The organism is Bartonella sp. AA126HLJHH (assembly GCF_042197425.1).
Classification (GTDB): domain Bacteria; phylum Pseudomonadota; class Alphaproteobacteria; order Rhizobiales; family Rhizobiaceae; genus Bartonella.
On the sequence record NZ_JBHIRU010000021.1, the window covers coordinates 1 to 18,349 of the forward strand.

At 36.9% G+C, this 18,349-nt stretch carries 16 protein-coding genes and 2 pseudogenes; 7 read left to right on the forward strand and 11 right to left on the reverse strand.

Annotation, left to right across the window (positions count from 1 at the left end):
• Window positions 1-503 precede the first annotated feature (503 nt).
• The gene (locus ACFIQC_RS08110; protein WP_375621594.1) at window positions 504-650 is read left to right on the forward strand and encodes a hypothetical protein; all 147 of its coding nucleotides are present in this window, start codon (window positions 504-506) and stop codon (window positions 648-650) included.
• Here the strand turns inward: ACFIQC_RS08110 and ACFIQC_RS08115 are convergent.
• Genes ACFIQC_RS08115 through ACFIQC_RS08125 form a run of 3 tightly spaced genes read right to left on the reverse strand, consistent with a single transcriptional unit; the run spans window position 647 to window position 3,422 of the window.
• On the reverse strand, window positions 647-1,618 hold the full coding sequence (locus tag ACFIQC_RS08115) for a WD40 repeat domain-containing protein (protein WP_375673978.1): 972 nt from the start codon (window positions 1,616-1,618) through the stop codon (window positions 647-649). The genes ACFIQC_RS08110 and ACFIQC_RS08115 overlap by 4 nt on opposite strands.
• Before the next feature lie 10 nt (window positions 1,619-1,628).
• Entirely contained in the window at window positions 1,629-2,657 is a 1,029-nt protein-coding gene (locus ACFIQC_RS08120; protein WP_375621596.1) for a CobW family GTP-binding protein, read from the reverse strand.
• Window positions 2,658-2,678: 21 nt separating this feature from the next.
• Complete coding sequence (locus tag ACFIQC_RS08125; protein WP_375621597.1) at window positions 2,679-3,422, reverse strand: creatininase family protein; 744 nt, start codon at window positions 3,420-3,422, stop codon at window positions 2,679-2,681.
• Between the two features lie 2,288 nt (window positions 3,423-5,710).
• Between ACFIQC_RS08125 and ACFIQC_RS08130 the strand changes: the two genes are divergently transcribed.
• Complete coding sequence (locus ACFIQC_RS08130; protein WP_375621598.1) at window positions 5,711-6,067, forward strand: hypothetical protein; 357 nt, start codon at window positions 5,711-5,713, stop codon at window positions 6,065-6,067.
• Window positions 6,068-6,776: 709 nt separating this feature from the next.
• On the opposite strand, the gene ACFIQC_RS08135 is transcribed toward ACFIQC_RS08130, so the two are convergent.
• Window positions 6,777-8,111, reverse strand: coding sequence for an NAD(P)H-dependent oxidoreductase (locus tag ACFIQC_RS08135; protein ID WP_375621599.1), 1,335 nt, complete (start codon window positions 8,109-8,111; stop codon window positions 6,777-6,779).
• Window positions 8,112-8,274: 163 nt separating this feature from the next.
• On the opposite strand from ACFIQC_RS08135, the gene ACFIQC_RS08140 reads away from it, so the two are divergent.
• Window positions 8,275-8,754 (forward strand): MaoC family dehydratase, encoded by a 480-nt coding sequence (locus ACFIQC_RS08140; RefSeq protein ID WP_375621600.1) that lies wholly within the window; start codon window positions 8,275-8,277, stop codon window positions 8,752-8,754.
• A gap of 171 nt (window positions 8,755-8,925) precedes the next feature.
• Here the strand turns inward: ACFIQC_RS08140 and ACFIQC_RS08145 are convergent.
• From ACFIQC_RS08145 to ACFIQC_RS08165, 5 genes and pseudogenes are all read right to left on the reverse strand, one after another.
• Window positions 8,926-9,224, reverse strand: a pseudogene (locus ACFIQC_RS08145) (integrase); the annotation flags it as partial.
• A 441-nt stretch (window positions 9,225-9,665) separates the two neighbouring features.
• Window positions 9,666-10,325, reverse strand: coding sequence for a methionine ABC transporter permease (locus tag ACFIQC_RS08150; RefSeq protein ID WP_375609233.1), 660 nt, complete (start codon window positions 10,323-10,325; stop codon window positions 9,666-9,668).
• A complete protein-coding gene (locus tag ACFIQC_RS08155; protein ID WP_375612288.1) occupies window positions 10,318-11,352 on the reverse strand; it encodes a methionine ABC transporter ATP-binding protein in 1,035 nt (344 codons plus the stop codon). Before ACFIQC_RS08155 ends, ACFIQC_RS08150 begins: the two co-directional genes overlap by 8 nt.
• A 27-nt stretch (window positions 11,353-11,379) precedes the next feature.
• Window positions 11,380-12,198: a MetQ/NlpA family ABC transporter substrate-binding protein gene (locus ACFIQC_RS08160; protein WP_375706993.1), complete on the reverse strand. Its 819-nt coding sequence runs from the start codon at window positions 12,196-12,198 to the stop codon at window positions 11,380-11,382.
• A 249-nt stretch (window positions 12,199-12,447) separates the two neighbouring features.
• The gene (locus ACFIQC_RS08165) at window positions 12,448-12,660 is read right to left on the reverse strand and encodes a hypothetical protein (protein ID WP_375706994.1); all 213 of its coding nucleotides are present in this window, start codon (window positions 12,658-12,660) and stop codon (window positions 12,448-12,450) included.
• A 46-nt stretch (window positions 12,661-12,706) separates the two neighbouring features.
• On the opposite strand from ACFIQC_RS08165, the gene ACFIQC_RS08170 reads away from it, so the two are divergent.
• A complete protein-coding gene (locus tag ACFIQC_RS08170) occupies window positions 12,707-13,345 on the forward strand; it encodes an SH3 domain-containing protein (RefSeq protein WP_375706995.1) in 639 nt (212 codons plus the stop codon).
• Window positions 13,346-13,629: 284 nt separating this feature from the next.
• On the opposite strand, the gene ACFIQC_RS08175 is transcribed toward ACFIQC_RS08170, so the two are convergent.
• On the reverse strand, window positions 13,630-14,661 hold the full coding sequence (locus ACFIQC_RS08175; protein WP_375613639.1) for an aspartate-semialdehyde dehydrogenase: 1,032 nt from the start codon (window positions 14,659-14,661) through the stop codon (window positions 13,630-13,632).
• A gap of 1,262 nt (window positions 14,662-15,923) precedes the next feature.
• Entirely contained in the window at window positions 15,924-16,304 is a 381-nt protein-coding gene (locus ACFIQC_RS08180; RefSeq protein ID WP_375612292.1) for a helix-turn-helix domain-containing protein, read from the reverse strand.
• A 226-nt stretch (window positions 16,305-16,530) separates the two neighbouring features.
• Between ACFIQC_RS08180 and ACFIQC_RS08185 the strand changes: the two genes are divergently transcribed.
• The 3 genes and pseudogenes from ACFIQC_RS08185 to ACFIQC_RS08195 form a co-directional block, all read left to right on the forward strand.
• Complete coding sequence (locus ACFIQC_RS08185) at window positions 16,531-17,712, forward strand: tyrosine-type recombinase/integrase (protein ID WP_375641019.1); 1,182 nt, start codon at window positions 16,531-16,533, stop codon at window positions 17,710-17,712.
• Window positions 17,713-17,889: 177 nt separating this feature from the next.
• On the forward strand, window positions 17,890-18,090 hold the full coding sequence (locus tag ACFIQC_RS08190; protein WP_015856773.1) for an AlpA family transcriptional regulator: 201 nt from the start codon (window positions 17,890-17,892) through the stop codon (window positions 18,088-18,090).
• Window positions 18,091-18,189: 99 nt separating this feature from the next.
• Window positions 18,190-18,349: pseudogene (locus tag ACFIQC_RS08195) on the forward strand (virulence-associated protein E); the annotation flags it as partial.

Here is an 18,349-nt window from a genome sequence, read left to right on the forward strand (position 1 = left end):
GAGATTAGATGAAGGATCTAAAGGTTCAGAGGACTGAGAAGGCTTTGGTTCAACAGGGACAGAAGGAGGAGAAACAGAATCTGTAGATGAAGGAGATACCGGAACAGAGGGCGGTAATAGAAGCTCCATGAAATGATTATTAGATAGAATTTTCTAGGCAAGAAACTAAAGTGTGGAAGGCTGCTCGTAGGAAACTTTGCTCTTTAGAGGGGGAAATCAAAAAATTTTTTATTTAGGAAAATAGTGTTGAATTCCCTTCTTCTGATCGTAGGAATAAATCGTTGTTTTAATGATGATATCAGCTATTTTTTGCCAAATTTTTAAGAAAAATGCTTTTGTGGAAGTATGTAGCCTATATAGATGTTTATAAGGAGATGGGGGGGGGGCGGTCTTGAGGGTGATGTTTTTATTCTTGTATGGGGGTAGCAATGTTAAAAGGTCAAAAAACATGTTTAAGGTATTTTCTTGTCTAAAGGGGGGAGAAAAGGAAGAGGGAAGATTTAATGATTACGAAGATTTTAGGAGATTTTTGGGGGGAGATTAGGGAGATAGGATTTCTGAGAGCTCTGGAGATGCAAGGGGATAAGATTTCTGGAGTATTGTGTGGGCATTTTTTATCGGCGATGATTGCGTTTGTTGGTGTAATTTAATCAGTGATATTGATTATACCACATTCACCATTTTCGCTACCGAAGGAGAGGTTTTGCCCTGCTTGATCCCAGTTAAGTGCTGAGATAGCACTTTTCCCATAACCTTTTAGAAGGACTTCTTTTCCATCATGGAATTGTGCCGCTAAAATCATTCCATCATTGAAGCCTATTGCTACAATTTCTTTGTTTGGGTGGCATGAAACGGTGCTAACAAGCGCATTTGCTCGTGTGCCTAGTTCTAGAGGTGTTTTTCCCATGGGGCCATCTTTTGTATGAAAGGGCCAAACAATTGCGGCAGAGGCACCTGATGTTGCTAGCCATTTTCCTTTTGCGCTCCAAGACCAGCTTTTAACTTTGCTTGGGTAGCCACTCATCCGTAAATGTTGATTATCAGTGAGACGCCAACCGTGTAAGGCGTTTTCTTGCATGGTGGAAATGACATAGCGGTTGTCTGGTGAAAAGGTGACACCACAATGAGCTCCTTTCCATACTAATGTGGTGGGAGATATTTGCGTTGATAACCAATGAAGAGTCACACCATTGTAATGGGCAACGGCAAGTCGCAAACCTTTTGGGGCAAAAGCAAGGCCTTCTACACTGCGTTCATGTGTGAGCTCTTGTCGTTCTTTTCCAATATGCGCAAATGCGAGGCGTGAGGAGGAAAAAGCAAAAGCTTTTTGTGGACCAAAAGCAACGTTGTTTATCCATTTGCGTTCTTTTTGGCTTAACACTTCCGTGTGATCTGCTACGGTTGTTTGACAGACTTTTCCATCTTCTCCACCGGTGATGATCGCGGTATTGTCATGGGAAAAATGGCTTGAAATTATTCCTTGGTGAACTTCAACGATTTGTGGGGTTGGATTAAAAAAAACAATGAAACCTTCTACGGAAACAAAGGCTGGTTTATTGCCTATAAAACCGCAGGAAAGGCAGTAACTTTTGAGATCATAATGGGTAATGTTTGGCATTATCACTCACTTATGCGCAATTTTCAAAACCAGTTTTTAATTTTTCAGCATCAAGAGAGCGTCCTATAAAGACAAGGCGGCTTTCTCGTTTTTCATCTTCACGCCATGGGCGTTGATGTTGTCCTTCAAGAAGCATATGTATCCCTTGAATGACGTAACGATCATCGTCTCCTTGAAAGGCGATAATGCCTTTAAGACGCAAGATATCAGGTCCTTGTTGCTGTGTAACCTGCTGGATCCAAGGGAAAAACTTTTCTGGTTGCAGAGCATCTGTTTTTAAACTTACAGAAGTGATGGTAATATCATGAATGGTGGATGCGTGATGATGGTCATGATGACAATCGGGACCGCACACATGGTTGGCATGTTGGTGTGTATGTTCGTGATCGAGAAAATGAGGTTCATGATCGAGAGTCTGTTGGAGATCAAAAAAACCACGATTAAGGAGTGTCTCAAGAGGGATATTGGTGCGCTGTGTTGTATAGAGTATAGCGCGAGGATTAATGGCCAGAATAAGGGATTCAGCATGGCTGCGTTCTTGTTGGGTGACAAGATCAATCTTATTTAAAAGAATAATATCCGCGAAGGCAATTTGGTCTTCAGCTTCACGACTTGTTTTTAATTGAGAGGGAAAATGCTTTGCATCAACGACTGCTATGACACTGTCGAGAGCTGTTTTTTCATGGATAGTATCATCCATGAAAAAGGTCTGTGCTACGGGAACGGGATCAGCAAGCCCTGTCGTTTCTATAATGATCGCATCAAATCGATGAGAACGTTGCATCAGACTTTCTAGAATGCGAATGAGATCACCACGTACGGTGCAGCAAACACAGCCATTATTCATTTCATAAATTTCTTCGTCTGATTCAATAATCAGGTCATTATCAATACCAATTTCACCAAATTCATTGACAATGACGGCATAACGTTTGCCATGATTTTCACTGAGAATGCGGTTGAGAAGGGTGGTTTTTCCAGCACCAAGATAGCCTGTGAGAACCGTAACGGGAAGTTTTTTTTGGGGTATCGTTTCCATGGAGAGACCTTTTATTGTTCTTTATTGCCATGTGTTTATGTTAAATCGATTGATATCATCAAGTAAATCACGAAGCTGAGACAGAACATGAGAAAAGATTGCTTCACCGGCTTGTGGTGTTGCTTTGCTTGCATTTCCTGCCGCACCTTGCGTATTTAGATCTTTCATTGTCCAACCAAAGGCATGAGGACCATAAGCACGTAAATACCGATAATTGGCAATCATATCCGCTTGTTTATTATGAAAATTTTCTGCCTTTTCCATATGGACTTTTTCTGGTGCTAAATAGAGCATGAGAGAGGTTTCGATAAAGCCTCCATGGATATCAAGATGTTGTTGAGATGGCTCCATGAGACCTTGTGGTAAACCAAAACGGCTCCAGCTTGTTGCTACAGCGAGCATGGAAAGGCGCTTTCGTAATTCGGTGATAACAATGCTCATTAAAGGTGAATTTCCTCCGTGAGCATTGAGAAGAAGAAGACGGTTGATCCCTTTGTGGTAACAGTTTTCACCAATCTTTATCCATCGCTTAATCGCATCAGAAAAGGTAAGGGTTTGCGTGCCTGTAACATCCATATGTTCTATAGAATAGCCAATCTTTTCAACCGGTAAAAGTGCGATATGAAACTGCTCTTTTGTTTGTAAAGTGAGGGCTTTTGCAAAAGCTTCAGCAATAATCCAGTCGGTTTCGAAAGGAAGGTGCTCTCCGTGATATTCATGTGCACCCAAAGGTAAAAGAGCGAGAAAAGGTGGGTTAGATACCATAAATTAATGCCCAAAAGAGAAGTCAAAAGAGACAAAGTGATCAAAGGTGCTGTCACTATTTAATCTATCTATAAGAGAAACGCAAATAGGCGTCTTTTTACATCACATATGGATGCATAAAAATGAGAGCTTTGTTAAAAATAGAGAAGCTTTTATTGAGCAAAGCCACCGCAATTTTTCTGTAATATTAGGCAATCTTTCTCAAGATAGTTGTCTTTTATAATTATTTCTGATGTATATTATCATTTTTAATAATTATATATTCATATATATTAAATACTTCATAATAAATAATGAAAAAATTATTTTTCATTATTTATTAAATATGTAATTTTTTCTGTAAATTACATATTATTCTTTTATTATGGAGCGAGGATGATCAAAGTATTTCTACTATTGCAATAGTACAGACTTTTGTTGCAATCAGGAACTCTATTCAATTATCTGTATATTACAAAAGAATAGAAATGTTTGTTGATTGATTTTATTTTGGATAGTGTCTTAACAGATTTTAGTGTTCATGAGAAAAAATAAATATAAAGGGAAGAATTCACGTAAGATGAATTTGTAATCTCATAGAGCAGTTTATAAGATGATTCAGTAAGAAACACCGTTGGATACAAGAAACACCGTTGGATACATGATAAACAGAACGCCATTGTGTTGCACATTGACGCTTTTGTTTTAAAGAAACATTTAGTACACCAAAGCCCATTTCACGACGCAGCTTGTGAATGGTATAACGGTAAAGCCTTATAATATAAAATCTATAGTGTTCCACCATCTTTACACTTTTAAAGTAAAAAGGGACACCATCATTCACTTTGCCAGTTTTCAATACTGTGTTAACAGCGCTTGATAGTTAAGATACCTCATAAGTGATATTTTCCTTTCTTCAAGTGTGTTTACACACACACCGATCTCGTTTGTGATTTGCAAGTGAAGAATTTTGATTGATTCAATATAAACAGAGTTAAAATATAAGAGAGTTTTATAATCGTCAGCTTTCTCATTCAACAGGCAAAACAATAAATTATTATTATAGATTAATATTTTGCGATTAAAGTGATCGGTTGATGAATTTATTATTCAATATCAGTTTTATGGCGTTATTTTTTCAATGCGCTACTTAAGTTGGTATTTTAAAAATGCAATTTTTTAGTAAGTTTCTCTATTCCTTTTCTTTCAAGCATTTGATCAATTATTTATTATTATTCGTTTTTCACAAATTGCAGACAGTTATGTGAATATTGCAAAAATTTCTTTCAAAGAGAATTATTTGTTACTAATATAGAGTAAATATAATTACTTAAAATATAAATAAGGTTGCGCTCTACAATATTGACGAAAAATATGGAATAACTTTTATGCAAATTAAGAAAGAAAGTTTTTTCAGTATTTTGGGGGATCATCTCATTTTTCATGACTCTCTTTTTATGTAATTTTAGGTAGTTTTTTGGTGCTCTAGTGTTGCTTATAATATTTTTGTAAATCTGATAGATTTATTTATTTTATGCGTTTGTTTTGTTAGGTTTGAAAGTCAATATTTTGAGTTTTTTATGCTGTATGAGATAAAGGAGCTAAATTACCTTTTTGAAGATGCTATGCACTATTTTCTTTATATATCAGTAAAAGTTGAGAATCATTTTATTAATGTCTTTTCTATTTGAAAATAGAGATCTTAATTTCTTTTTACATTTTATAACTGTTTTATAGAAAAATAGTAAACTATTTAAAGTTGTTTTATTAGGATAGATTTGTTTTAGATCAAGTTTTTATTCGATACTAATTTTATTTTTCAATATTAATGATGAGTGATATAATAAAAATCCATTAAGTACTATTTCATTTTTATATTTATTGAAATAATAGAAAATCATATATCATTATATTGGAAGTTTTAAATTTTATAGTTCTTTAAAATTAATTACATTTCAAATTATTTATAAAAGCTCTATTATATAATTTTTTAAATGAATTTGTTTCGTAATATTTATTATAATAATAAATTTAACAAATTATTATTATTTTTAATTATAGCAATAAAAATGAAAAAATATTACTGTTGGTATCTTAAGTTATTATTGCGTAAAAGAAATAAATTATTTTTATCATTTATTGTTTTTTATATTTACATGTAATACATAATGTGTTATATTATAATAACAAAATTACATATAATATTTTATTATGTGCAATTATATAAATGATTAAATATAATTTTTGGTTTTTATATATGTGAATATTCTTTCATTTTTTCAGTGAAGAAAAGAGGAGCAAAGAAAGCTATGTTTAAAATATTTAAAAATCGTGTATGTTCATTTACTTTTACACTATTTATTCTCTTTTTTGTACAAACTATAGAGGGAAATGCAAGTTTTGTAAAAAATCAATTTCAAGAGAGAGTGGCAGTTACTATTTCTACACTAGAAAAAAATGTAGCTATTAAAGCTGTGGATAGAGCTGTTATTCAAGGCGTTGAGGAACAAGATGGCATTGCTTTGGGGAAAGTTGAAAAAGCTGCTGCTTTTTCAGGTGCAGCATTTTGGGGGGGAATAGGTATTTTATCACTTCTTGCTTCTTTATGTGTTGGGGATGTATTAGGTGCTGTTGTATCTCTTTTTGGAATATTCAGTACACTTTAGTAGAAAACTCATCGACAGAGTCGAGGATTTTTTTGTTCACTTCATTATTTTTAAAAAATAAATATTTTATTATTTATACTATACTAGATAATAAAATCACTACTCTTAATATTAAATGTAGCTTTTATTAACATTATTAAAGTTCAAGATCCTACATTTATGTTTTTTTTTACAAATTAGTGTAACCTGATTTTTTTACAGTTTATGGTTATTTTCTAGTAATAAGGATAGTATACTTACTATCTTTATCAGTCTTTTAATATTGTCTACCTTTTCTCATATGAAGATTATTCATCAAAGGTATATTTTATCCTTTTTAAATTTGTTTATGTTAAATCCATCAGAAGTATTTTTTACGTATAACAAGTTGCGTTCGTGTATGGATAAAATTATTAAAAAAAAGAGTAAAAATTCTTCTCATGAATCATCTCTAAGGTTCAAGGACTGTTGTAGTATTGGAAAATAAATGATGGTGCTGGTTTGTATCTTCATAGAGTAAAGATAGTGATACACAATGAATCTTATGCCATCTCATAGGGTGGTTTATACTGTCGCATTTACGGGACATATTGTGAGAGGGAAGTGGTGATGTGCATCGTTGGAAAATGCTTTTATTAAAACATAAACCTGTATTTGCGATAGAAGTGTATTCTGGGTTATTCTGTTGCCTAAGGGAAGGATACTGTTAAGTAAGGTAATTCAGGAGTATTTATAGCTTAGCGGAAGAAGGGCAATGAAGTAAAAGGTCTTGTTTAGCACGAAGACGTGCAATCCATTGATCTTCACGAATAGCAGTATTATGTACTGTAATGAGTTCGTTTTTTTTAATTGCAGCTGTTACTGTTGCTTTTTCTAAAAGGCCACAAGGAATGGCGTGGTGAGCGCGTGCTTCTGCGATGTTCATTATCCAAGCACGATAAGTATAAAGACCGATAAAGTCTAGCTGATCACCTGGATGTAAATCTTTTTTAGCAACAGCACAGACTTCTACTACGGGATGGCTAAGAGGGACCATATCTTTTTTGCCATAAAGCATAATACGTGCGCAGGTGAGGGGCACTTCCATTGCTGTTAAATGATAGGGGCGATGAAAGGTGAAGTAAGGTCCCTGGCCAATTTTTAAATCTTCCATACGTTCGCGTAAACGTGGGTGTGCTATTTCGGCAATGACAAAGACACCAGGTGAAACACCTTGACCTATTGAATAATCTACAACACCATATTGCTGTAAAATGCCCCCATCTTGCTTTGGAATAAGCACTTTGTTTAAATCTTGTAGCGCTGCTCGTGGTCCATGCATTCCTGGGCAATCGGGGAGAAGTCCGGTGGCATTGGCAATGGCTGCCATTTCAACCATCGTTTTGGAACCATCAATAAATTCAACCAACATGCGCACATTCATATTACGCCGGAATGCTTCTTCTTCGTAAGCGTCAGGTGTAGCATCAAAGCGCAGAGGATTATTTTTTCCTTTACCCGCTACAACAATCTTATGTCCAAGGGCTGAAACAAATTCTATGAGTTCCATACAAGAAGTAGGTTCATCGCCGGCACCAAGTGTATAAATGAGCCCTCGTTTTTCTGCTTCATGTTTGAGATAAGCGCCAATTGTAACATCTGCTTCAACATTCATCATGACAAGATGTTTGTTATTCTCAAGCGCTTTGATACCAATCTCTGCTCCTGCTTCGGGATAGCCTGTTGCATCAACGATAATATCAATTTGTTCATGGCGCAAAACAAGGTTAATATCATCTGTTGCTGCAATCAAACCCTTTTCAATGCTTTGGGTGAGAGCATAAGTATTTTCAACTTCACAGACATGTCCATCTTCGCCATAGGCTAGTGTAGCGGCATCAAAAATACGTGACGGTGTCCTCGTGGCTACAGCAGCGACTGTTATACCATCCATATGCGCAATACTTGATAATAAATCTGTGCCCATTTCACCACAACCAATCAGTCCAATACGGATGGGGGGATGGTTTTCTGCACGTTGTTTCAAATCATGCGCTAAACCTGTTAGGTTCACATTGCTTGCCATTCTTTTTTCCTATTTGAAAACTATTCTGCTAAAGAACTTTTCTCATTCATAAGGTGCATTTGTTTTTAAGACAATTAATCTTTTATTCTTGATGCTCTAATCAATGGATTTTATAAAAGCAAGAGGGGTGGTTTCTTTTATCAAATAAAATAGGAATAGCGTTATGCAGCAAAAAATAACAGTACAAGATGTCACCAGTTTTATTGGGAAAGAAGTGGGATTATCGGAGTGGCGTCTTGTTACACAGGATATGATTAATCAGTTTGCATGTGCTACAGATGATCATCAATGGATACACGTTGATGAGGAAAAGGCTAAAAAGACACCTTTTGGCGGCACGATTGCTCATGGTTTTTTAACATTATCGCTTTTGTCTAGGCTCGCTTATGAAGCTCTTCCAGAGTTAGAAGGGAGCACAATGGGGATTAATTATGGTTTCGATAAAGTACGCTTCATGAGTCCTGTGAAAACAGGGGTACGGATACGTGCGCGTTTTGTGTTAGACGACGCAGAAATTCGTCCTTCTGGTCGAGTGGTTTTCCATTATGGGGTTACGGTGGAAATTGAAAAGTTAAAAAAACCAGCTCTTACAGCTCAATGGCTTATTGTTGCTGTTGTGGAAGAAAAACCTTCCAATATCTAGATTATTTGAGTGCTTTATTTTATAAAATTTTTATACAATTCTATTAGAAGTTTCTTCAATGATGATATTGAGAATAATCTATAGGATGATAGATATGGTGGAGCTATCATAGCGTTGATAGCCATAGCGGGTTGCTATCTTTCCTAGATCGTTTTGAAGAGGAGTTTCCTAATGAAGATAGTGCATTGCTTCACGCTTTTGTTTATAGCGTTCTTTAATGGGATCATACCCATCACGTAAAACAGAACGCTTCAAATGGAATATACTTGCGTTGCCAATTCACGGGTTTATTTTAAAGCAACATCTCTCAACGCTCGTCACACCCATTTCGCAATGGCGCCTGTGAATAGTATAACGATAAAGCCATTGAGCACCCCTATCTTTATGCTTGTGAAGAAGAAAATCGGCACCATCATATTATATGCTAGCCGCCAATGTTAAGACAGGTCTTGGCGCTTGAGATAATTCATAAGAGGCATGCCTTTCTTTCTTGTATAGTTTTACTCACACGGCTCTTTCCGCTTTTAACGTGCAAGCAAGAGGTTTTGGTTGATTCTATATGGAACAAAGTGGGAATGAGAGGATCTTACGGTATTCAGAGTTCTCATTCAATATGAATAACGCCATATTATCATTATAAATTCAATGTGTTATCTAAGGTTGGGAAAGGTCGTGACCAATGTCTTAATTTAAAGAGAGTTTCACATACTGTGAGATCTCTTATTTTATCCCCTTTTATATTAAAGCCATTAAAACTATTTTCTTTCATGTTACAAACGGATGGGGAGAGATAAAAACTGTTTAAGAAAAAAGTTTCTAATCTCTTATGAGTGTTTTCGATAGGCAAGGGTTGGTGCACTTGGAAAGTGGCAAAGAGGATGATGGTATTGGCTTGTGAAATTCTAAGTCTTTTAATGTTTTGTTTTATCAAGTTTTTGTACGATTTTATCAGAAGTCCATTGGGTTGTAATATTAAGCACGATCAAAAGGATGATGACGATGGTCATGATGAAGGTATTGTAGCGTTGGTAGCCATAGCGGATTGCCATATCCCCTAAACCGCCTCCACCAAGATATCCAGCAAGTGAGGTGGCTCCTATAAGAGAAATGACCATGACTGTAAAACCTGTAATCAGGCTAGGGAGAGCTTCAGGAATAAGAACATGTCTGATAATTTGAAGACGACTTGCACCCATCGAGCGGATCGCTTCAATGAGACCGTTTTCAACGGTTTTAAAAGAGAGTTCCGCCATGCGTGCATAAAAAGGGATAGCTGAAATGGTCAGTATAAAAATTACAGCAGGCATTCCTATCCCCCTTCCTACAACGATACGCGTAACGGGAAGAAGATAAAATGCAAGAATGATAAAGGGAATGGCACGAATACTGTCAATGATCATGCTTAAAGGGCGATTGATGAGAGATGAGGAAAAAATCCCTCCGCGTGCTGTTGTGTGAAGAAGAAGACCAAGGGGAAGCCCTATAATAAATGCCATAACAGAAGCACTAAGTGTCATCAATATTGTATCAATAACAGCTTGGGGAAGTTCATGAGACAGAACATTAAACATAGCCTAAGACCTCACAATATCGTCCTTTTTTCGTTAACCATTGAACAGCTTTTTCTAAAGCTTCTTTATCTTCTCCAGGAAGAGCCAAGAAGAGTCGCCCGATGGTTTCATCTTGAACTGTATCAATGCCACCATGCAAAATACGTGCTTTTAAACCACTCTCATTTTCTAGAAGATGAAGAAAAGGCTGCTGGGCAATTTCACCGGCAATATTAATTTCAATGACAGCTTCTCGTCCGATTGGTTTGAGATTTTTCGCAAATTTTTCAGGAAGTTGTGGGGTTACAAGCTTGAGCATGGCTATGGTTGTATCGTCTTGCGGTGATGTAAAGATGTCTTTCACACGTCCTTCTTCTACAATGTTTCCCTGATTAAGAACAACAACGCGATGCGCTATGGTGCGCACAACTTCCATTTCATGGGTGATGAGCACAATCGTGAGATTGAGGTGTTTATTAATATCAGCAAGGAGCTCTAGAATAGATTGTGTTGTTTCAGGGTCAAGAGCAGAGGTGGCTTCATCTGATAACAATATTTTAGGATTAGCAGCAAGAGCGCGTGCAATGCCAACGCGTTGTTTTTGTCCCCCGGACAATTGTGCTGGATAGCAATATTCTTTCCCAGATAACCCAACCAATTCAATCAGTTCAAGGGCACGTTTGTGGCGTTGTTTTTTACTTACACCACTTAATTTAAGTGGCAATGCAATGTTATCAAGAATATTTTGCGATGAGAGAAGATTGAAATGTTGAAAAATCATCCCAATTCGTTGACGGTAAGGCGCCCATTCTATCTCTGATAGATTAGAAATATCAACACCTTCAAAAAAAATGGACCCTGCATCAATCTTCTCTAACCCATTTAAACAGCGAATAAGTGTTGATTTTCCTGCTCCACTGCGCCCAATAATGCCAAGGATTTCACCAGCATGGATATTTAAAGAGAGATTATTAATTACCGGAACACCAGCCGTTTTGTTAAAACAACGGCTGATGTTTTTTAAGGAGATAAGAGTAGGTTTTTCCATTCACAATTACTCGGATATTTGGCACAATTACCAAGATGTTTGGGCGGTATTGCCAAAAATCTCTTTGATTTTTGCACGGATAAGATCGTTGTTGTAAGCGGCAACTAATTTTTTAACCCATGGCTCATCTTTTTCGCTTGTGCGCACAACGATGATATTATCATAAGGATTATTTTTTGCGCTCTCCCATGCGACTACATCTTTTTCGAAGTTTAATCCGGAAACAATAGCCCAGTTTGTGTTTATAATTGCAAGATCAAAATCGTCAATAGCTCGCCCTAACATACCGGCATCGAGCTCACGAATTTGCAGGTTTTTAGGATTTTTGATAATATCAAGTGGAGATGCAAGAATATTATGAGGATCTTTTAACTTAATGAGACCTAAAGAATTGAGAAGAAGTAAGGCTCTTCCACCATTAGATGGGTCGTTCGGAATACCAACATGAGCACCATCACGAAGATCTTTTAAGTCTTTTATTTTGTGTGAGTAAACACCGATTGGAGCAATAAATGTATAGCCGACAATTGAAAGTTTATAGCCACGTTGTTTCATTTGTTCATTAAGATAAGGGGCGTGCTGAAAAGCATTCGCATCGATCTCTCCTGCGTTAACAGCATCGTTCGGCAAAGCGTAATCAGAAAAATAAACGAGTTCAATATCTAAACCGACTTTTTTAGCCTGTTCAGCAGCAGTTTTCCAAATAATTGCATCCCGCCCTTCCATAATACCAAGTTTGATTTTTGTTTTGTCTGCGGCCATGGAAAAAGCAGTAGACAAAAAAAGTGCAAAGAGAGAGAGGAATAATCCTATAATCCGACTACGAGAAAAAAATTTTAATGTCATATGCTTTTAACTTTCTTTTTCGAGAAATTTTTTGAGCGAAGTTTCAATATACTCTGTATCTTTTTAGGCAGATTTAAAGTTATACAAGCTTTAGAGAATATTCAATCACTTTTATTTTTTAAAGAGTATTATTTTTCCTTCTATTTTAGTTGTTTTGGGGGCTGATCATCATTCATTCTCAGAAAATCTTTGAAATTTAGGCAATCAATTCTTTTATTGCAATTATTTGTTGAGGGAACCAATGCCCCTTTAAAAACTTCTGTAAGGGACAATTGGTTGAAGAACCGGACAATCAGATGATGCTTTAGCCGTAAATTCATGAAGAACATACTGCGCAATCAAGATCAAAAGGCCGTGTTCGTGTAGGCGATAAAGAGAAATTTTGTTGCAATGTTGTGGTTTTTTGGGGGGGGGGAATAAAGGTTGCTGTTCATTGGATTTAAACGCGGCAAATTTTTGCAAAGGCGAATTTTTGCCCTTCATACGTTTTAAGAGAGGAAGAAAAATAATGTTAAGAAAGAAATTTTTATCAACAATGATGACTTTATGGACTTTAGGAGCGTCAGGGGTGGCTGTGACTGCTTTTCACGCACAAGCTGGAACCATTACAGGAACAGTTGCTCGTGTTGCATCAGGTCAGGTATCTTTACGCATAGGCCCTGCGACAGCTTATAAAGTTATCGCAATGGTTCCAATGGGAGCAAAAGTGCAAATTTATGGCTGCCTATCCAATAAAACTTGGTGTTCTCTTGGTTATCATGGAAAAGTTGGTTGGGCATCTGCACGTTACGTCAATGTTAACAATGTTCCTACCATTGCTTTTAAAAAGATGCCAGCAAAATCAAAATCCATGGTAAAATCGCCAAAAGAAAAAGTAAAACAGGCTGTTTCCGACTTTAAAGCTCTTCCGGCGATTCAAAAAACACGGAAAAATATGCAAAAACTATACAGAACAGATATGATTATCGATTCTACAGGTGTTAAAAAAAGGGATGAACGAACAATTTTAAATCCGTCGCAAAAAGCACAAGGCGTTTCTGTAAAGCACGTGAGTGCTTATAATCCCTCCTTTCCTGATAATGTCAATTACAAAAATTTTGAACGTAATGAAACGCGTTACCGTGTCGTGACCTATCCTGCTCGATAAGGGTAAAGTTAATTTCACAACCGGAATGACAAAAAGGATCAGCAGCATGAAGCAAACAATGCTTATGCTGCTGATCCTATTGTACCGTAAAATGTCATTAAGGCGGCAATGCTTAACTTAAGGTGGCGAGGCATTCAAGGATATTCAAAGTAAAATTTGACAATACCTTGGATTACAGTTCTTTAGGATGGTGATATGAACCTTCAGCTGGAGAAGGTTATACTGAAGAGAAGCCGGACTTTTGACAGACCGGCTAGGGGCTCTTTGTCCTTTCGGACAGGGCGTTAATTTGCGGACTTAGGCTTTATCAAATTACGAGAAATGAGCAATTCAGCAATTTGAACGGCATTCAATGCTGCTCCTTTTCTTAAATTATCGGCGACAACCCAGAAAGCTAAACCATTTTCAACGGTGATATCTTCACGAACACGGCTAATAAAGGTATCATCTTCTCCGGTACCTTCATAAGGTGTGGTATAACCACCATCTTCGTGTTTATCGATAAGCTGACAGCCTGGTGCATCGCGGAGGAGCGCTTGTGCTTCAGATGCGCTTAGTGGTTTTTCAAATTCAACATGGACGGCTTCAGCATGACCGATAAAGACAGGGACCCGAACAGCAGTGGCTGTTAATTTAATTTTCGGATCGAGAATTTTCTTCGTCTCAACCGTCATTTTCCATTCTTCTTTTGTATAACCATCTTCCATGAAAACATCGATATGAGGAATGACATTAAAGGCAATGCGTTTAGTGAATTTTTTTGATGTAATTGGGTCTGCAACAAAAACTGCACGTGATTGTTCGAAAAGTTCGTCCATTCCTTCTTTACCAGCTCCAGAAACAGACTGATATGTAGAGACAACAACACGTTTAATGATTGCAGCATCATGGAGAGGTTTTAAAGCTAAGACCAGTTGAATTGTTGAACAATTAGGATTTGCTATAATATTACGCTTAGAAAAGGCATTTATAGCTTCGCCATTGACTTCAGGGACTATCAACGGAACATTGGCATCATAGCGCCACGTGGAGGAATTATCGATGACGACACAGCCGGCAGCAGCAATTTTAGGGGCGTATTCTTTGGAAATGCTCCCTCCCGCAGACATAAGACAAAAATCTGTGTCAGAAAAATCGTAAGTATCCAGTGCTTTTACTTTTAAAGTTTTATCTCCATAAGAAACTTCTTGTCCTAATGAGCGTCGTGATGCTAGAGGGACAATTTCATGAGCAGGAAAACCACGTTCTTCTAAAATTGTAAGCATTTCACGACCAACATTTCCGGTTGCGCCGACAATTGCAACTTTATAACTCATTTTCTATATACTCCTCATGTCTCTCCACGTTTATTCCCCGTGCTATACTCAGGAGAGAGTGAGTTGGTCAAGGAACATCATTAAATTATATTTTTGATTTTCAACAACTCAATTTTGTGCACACCAATCATCATCGTTAGCACAATAAATTGTTTTATTTCAAATGATACGTCTCTTTTAATCTTTCAGAATTGAAAAAATTGAACATTTTACGCTAAGCTATTATCTCTTTAGAAAACACTTTAATTAAGTGAATTTCTTATCTTCTGTCAATTGTTTACCTTCTCACTTTGTGAATTTTTTAAGGATGGTATTACGTATCGCTTTGGTGGAATCTTTTTATACTTTATCTGTTAATTGTTGAATTATTTGATTTTCTCCCTATGCCTTTAAAAGCGAAGCCTCCTATTACAGTCTGTAAACAGCTAGATTCTAGTGGCTTCCCATTTTTTACTTAAACTAAAGGCTCAACAAGCAGGCTTAAAAATATTTAAAAAGATATTGGGTATCTAAAAAACATTTGAATGTTTTAAGGAGGTATGCGTGCTTCATGCCCTCATACCTTAAATGATAGAATTTATGGCACAACAGGATAAACTTAAGTATCCATATATAGATAAATTCTTATGAAAGTTATAAATATAGTTTTTCGTGTCTATTTTTAATTTATATTTCTTATTTTTACTTTAATCCTGTTATGCTATAAAATATCATTATTTGGAGTATGGTGGTATAAGATCTTTGATTTTTCTCAATATATTTAAGTATTTTTTTAGTGTGTGGGAATATTTTTAGGCTTGTTTGGCAAGCCTTTTTTAAGTAACTCATATGAGTGGAAAGTCGTTGAACACCCCCATATTTACGTTTAATAAAAGAGCAAGTTAGCACCATCATCCATTTTTTCAGCACACAATGTCGTTACAGCTCTTGGTTTGTGAGACGATTCAATAAGAGGTATGCCTTTTTGTACGTTTTTACTCACACGCCAACTTTGCTTGTAATGTGCCAACAGTGATTTTGATTGATTCAATATAGAACACGTTTGAAATGAAAGAATTTTACGATATTCGGAACACTTATTCAATATCAATAACGTTAGATTATCATTATAAATCAATGCACTATTTCTAAGTTAAACTCGTTAGAATTCGGATTATTTACAAATCAGATTAGATTAAGCATTTTCATTCTCATGAAGTGTGGGGAGACAGTCACAATTCTTGTCAATATTATTAAGGACTTTGATTATCTTTGCAATGAACTTATGAAAATAAGGGGTTATTTTTTTCATCAGAAATCAACTGCAAAATTGCTCTTTGTTTTTTGCGGGTCAGTATTCTGAAATTTTTTAAAAGTAAATATTCTGCTTTGCTTGCTATTCTGTCATCACAATGATAGAGGTTCTCTTCTTTTTTTGCGCCATCAGCATAAAAGAAGGAAACGGGAACATCTAATATATGAGCAATTTCCTGTAAACGTCTTGCACTTACGCGATTTAAGCCTTTTTCATACTTTTGGATTTGTTGGAATGTTACGCCTAAATGACTTCCTAATTGTTTTTGAGAAAACCCCATGACGTTTCTTCTGAAGCGAATTTTTTTGCCTAAAGAAATATCGTAAAAATGTAGATTTTTGGCTTTCACTTGATGTCCCCACCGGTTGCGAGCGCCCTCGCATTAGTATTCCGGGGTCTGGCAACACATTGATTTATAATAATAAATCATCCTTTTTCAACTTGAATCATAACTCCGAATATAGTAAGATTTTCTCATCACAAACCCTCTCAGATTGAATCAATTAATATCACTTGCTTGCACGTCAAAAGCGGGGCTGGTGTGTGGGTAAAAATTGTACAAGAAAGGAGTAAAAATGGTTCTTATGAATCGTCTTAATGCAAGGGCTGTCGCAACATTGGGGGCTGGCAAATATAATGATGGTGCCGGCTTGCTTCTCCATAAGCGTAAAGATGGTGGTGCTCAATGGCTTTATCGTTATACCATTCATGGTCGGCGCCGCGAAATGGGCTTGGGTGCGTTGCGAAATGTTTCTTTAAAAAAAGCCCGTGAATTAGCAAATCAATGGCGTTCTGTTTTGCATGAGGGGCGTGATCCCATTAAAGAACGTGAGAAACAAAAGCGTGAGGCAATAAGTAATCTCCATTACCTAAAAGACATTGCCTTAGATGCTTTTGAAAGTCGTAAAGCTGAATTAAAAGGAGATGGCAAGGCTGGGAATTGGTTTCTACCTTTACAACTTTATATTCTCCCCAAATTAGGCTGTATTCCTATTTCAGAAATTACACAAACAGAGATACGCAATGTTCTTGCTCCCATTTGGCATGCAAAAGCTGCAACCGCAGAGAAAGCAATAAATCGTCTTAATATTTGTCTCAAACATGCTGCTGCTTTGGGGCTGGATGTTGATTTACAAGCAACGATAAAAGCACGGGCTCTCTTAGGGAAACAACGCCATAAAGCACAAAATTTACCAGCAATGGACTGGAAAGATGTTCCTGCCTTTTATCAGTCACTCTGCAAAACAACAACAATGACACAACTGGCTTTGCGTTTGCTTATTCTTACAGGCGTTCGTACACGTCCTTTGCGCTATATGCATAAAGATCAGATTGATGGGGATATATGGACCATTCCTGCTGAAAGTATGAAAGGACGACGCGATGCTACAGAAGAATTCCGCGTTCCTTTATCATCAGAAGCACTAAAAGTGATTAAACAAGCACGCCTTTTATCTCGTAATGGGTTTCTTTTTTCTGCAACCGGTCGTGGTCCCCTTGCACAGAACAGCATGTTACAATACATGAAAAAAACAGGACTTGAAGCCTGTCCGCATGGTTTTCGCTCTAGTTTACGTGATTGGCTCGCAGAAACAACCAATGCCCCTTATGAGGTCGCTGAAACCATTCTAGGTCATACGGTTGGGGGAAAAGTGGAGCGTGCCTATCGTCGCACAGACTATTTAGAACAGCGTCGTATTTTTATGGATAGATGGGCTTCTTATGTTACTGATCAAAACAATAAAAGTTGTGGATAGCTCTATGTCTCCATTTTCCTTATTTTATCCATAACGGATAATACAATCACAAATTATTGCTTCTCTTGATAAAAAATCACAAGATATTGTTTTTTTTGCTGGAAAAGTTTGCTACGAATTGCTATTTATATATAGTTAATAAACAGTGATTCTATCATTTAATATAAAGGGGATTCCATGATTCCAAACGGACCACTCCTCACAGTACGTGAGAGTGCAAAACTACTTAATATAAGCGTTTCAACACTTTGGCGGCGGGTCGCTGATGGCTCGGTACCAAAGCCTTTAAAGATTGGTTCCTTAGCGCGCTGGTTACAATCTGACCTTTGCGATGTAATCGAAAAGGCAAAAAACCAACGTGGCAACGACGCCGCCTAAAGAAAACTTCGCCTTATAGGACAGACAAAGTATTTCGACTTTCGCAAATCCCGAAATAACAGAATCTGTCCTGTAATGCAAGTAGCAGGAAGGGATTTTATGCATTTTACAAATGCTACAACAAGCGATGCTTATGCATTGCATACAACAGCTCAAAAAATTACTTGTGCATTACGTGGAGTTTGGCATGGGCGTTATGGAACAGCCCGTTGCCCTGCTCATGATGATAGGCTGCCTAGCTTATCCCTTGCCAATGGAC

Excerpts from the sequence above, each read along its gene's own strand:
- ACFIQC_RS08110 (WP_375621594.1), top strand. The coding sequence starts at position 504 with ATGATTACGAAGATTTTAGGAGATTTTTGGGGGGAGATTAGGGAGATA.
- ACFIQC_RS08115 (WP_375673978.1), bottom strand. The coding sequence starts at position 1,618 with ATGCCAAACATTACCCATTATGATCTCAAAAGTTACTGCCTTTCCTGC.
- ACFIQC_RS08120 (WP_375621596.1), bottom strand. The coding sequence starts at position 2,657 with ATGGAAACGATACCCCAAAAAAAACTTCCCGTTACGGTTCTCACAGGC.
- ACFIQC_RS08125 (WP_375621597.1), bottom strand. The coding sequence starts at position 3,422 with ATGGTATCTAACCCACCTTTTCTCGCTCTTTTACCTTTGGGTGCACAT.
- ACFIQC_RS08130 (WP_375621598.1), top strand. The coding sequence starts at position 5,711 with ATGTTTAAAATATTTAAAAATCGTGTATGTTCATTTACTTTTACACTA.
- ACFIQC_RS08135 (WP_375621599.1), bottom strand. The coding sequence starts at position 8,111 with ATGGCAAGCAATGTGAACCTAACAGGTTTAGCGCATGATTTGAAACAA.
- ACFIQC_RS08140 (WP_375621600.1), top strand. The coding sequence starts at position 8,275 with ATGCAGCAAAAAATAACAGTACAAGATGTCACCAGTTTTATTGGGAAA.
- ACFIQC_RS08150 (WP_375609233.1), bottom strand. The coding sequence starts at position 10,325 with ATGTTTAATGTTCTGTCTCATGAACTTCCCCAAGCTGTTATTGATACA.
- ACFIQC_RS08155 (WP_375612288.1), bottom strand. The coding sequence starts at position 11,352 with ATGGAAAAACCTACTCTTATCTCCTTAAAAAACATCAGCCGTTGTTTT.
- ACFIQC_RS08160 (WP_375706993.1), bottom strand. The coding sequence starts at position 12,198 with ATGACATTAAAATTTTTTTCTCGTAGTCGGATTATAGGATTATTCCTC.
- ACFIQC_RS08170 (WP_375706995.1), top strand. The coding sequence starts at position 12,707 with ATGTTAAGAAAGAAATTTTTATCAACAATGATGACTTTATGGACTTTA.
- ACFIQC_RS08175 (WP_375613639.1), bottom strand. The coding sequence starts at position 14,661 with ATGAGTTATAAAGTTGCAATTGTCGGCGCAACCGGAAATGTTGGTCGT.
- ACFIQC_RS08185 (WP_375641019.1), top strand. The coding sequence starts at position 16,531 with ATGGTTCTTATGAATCGTCTTAATGCAAGGGCTGTCGCAACATTGGGG.
- ACFIQC_RS08190 (WP_015856773.1), top strand. The coding sequence starts at position 17,890 with ATGATTCCAAACGGACCACTCCTCACAGTACGTGAGAGTGCAAAACTA.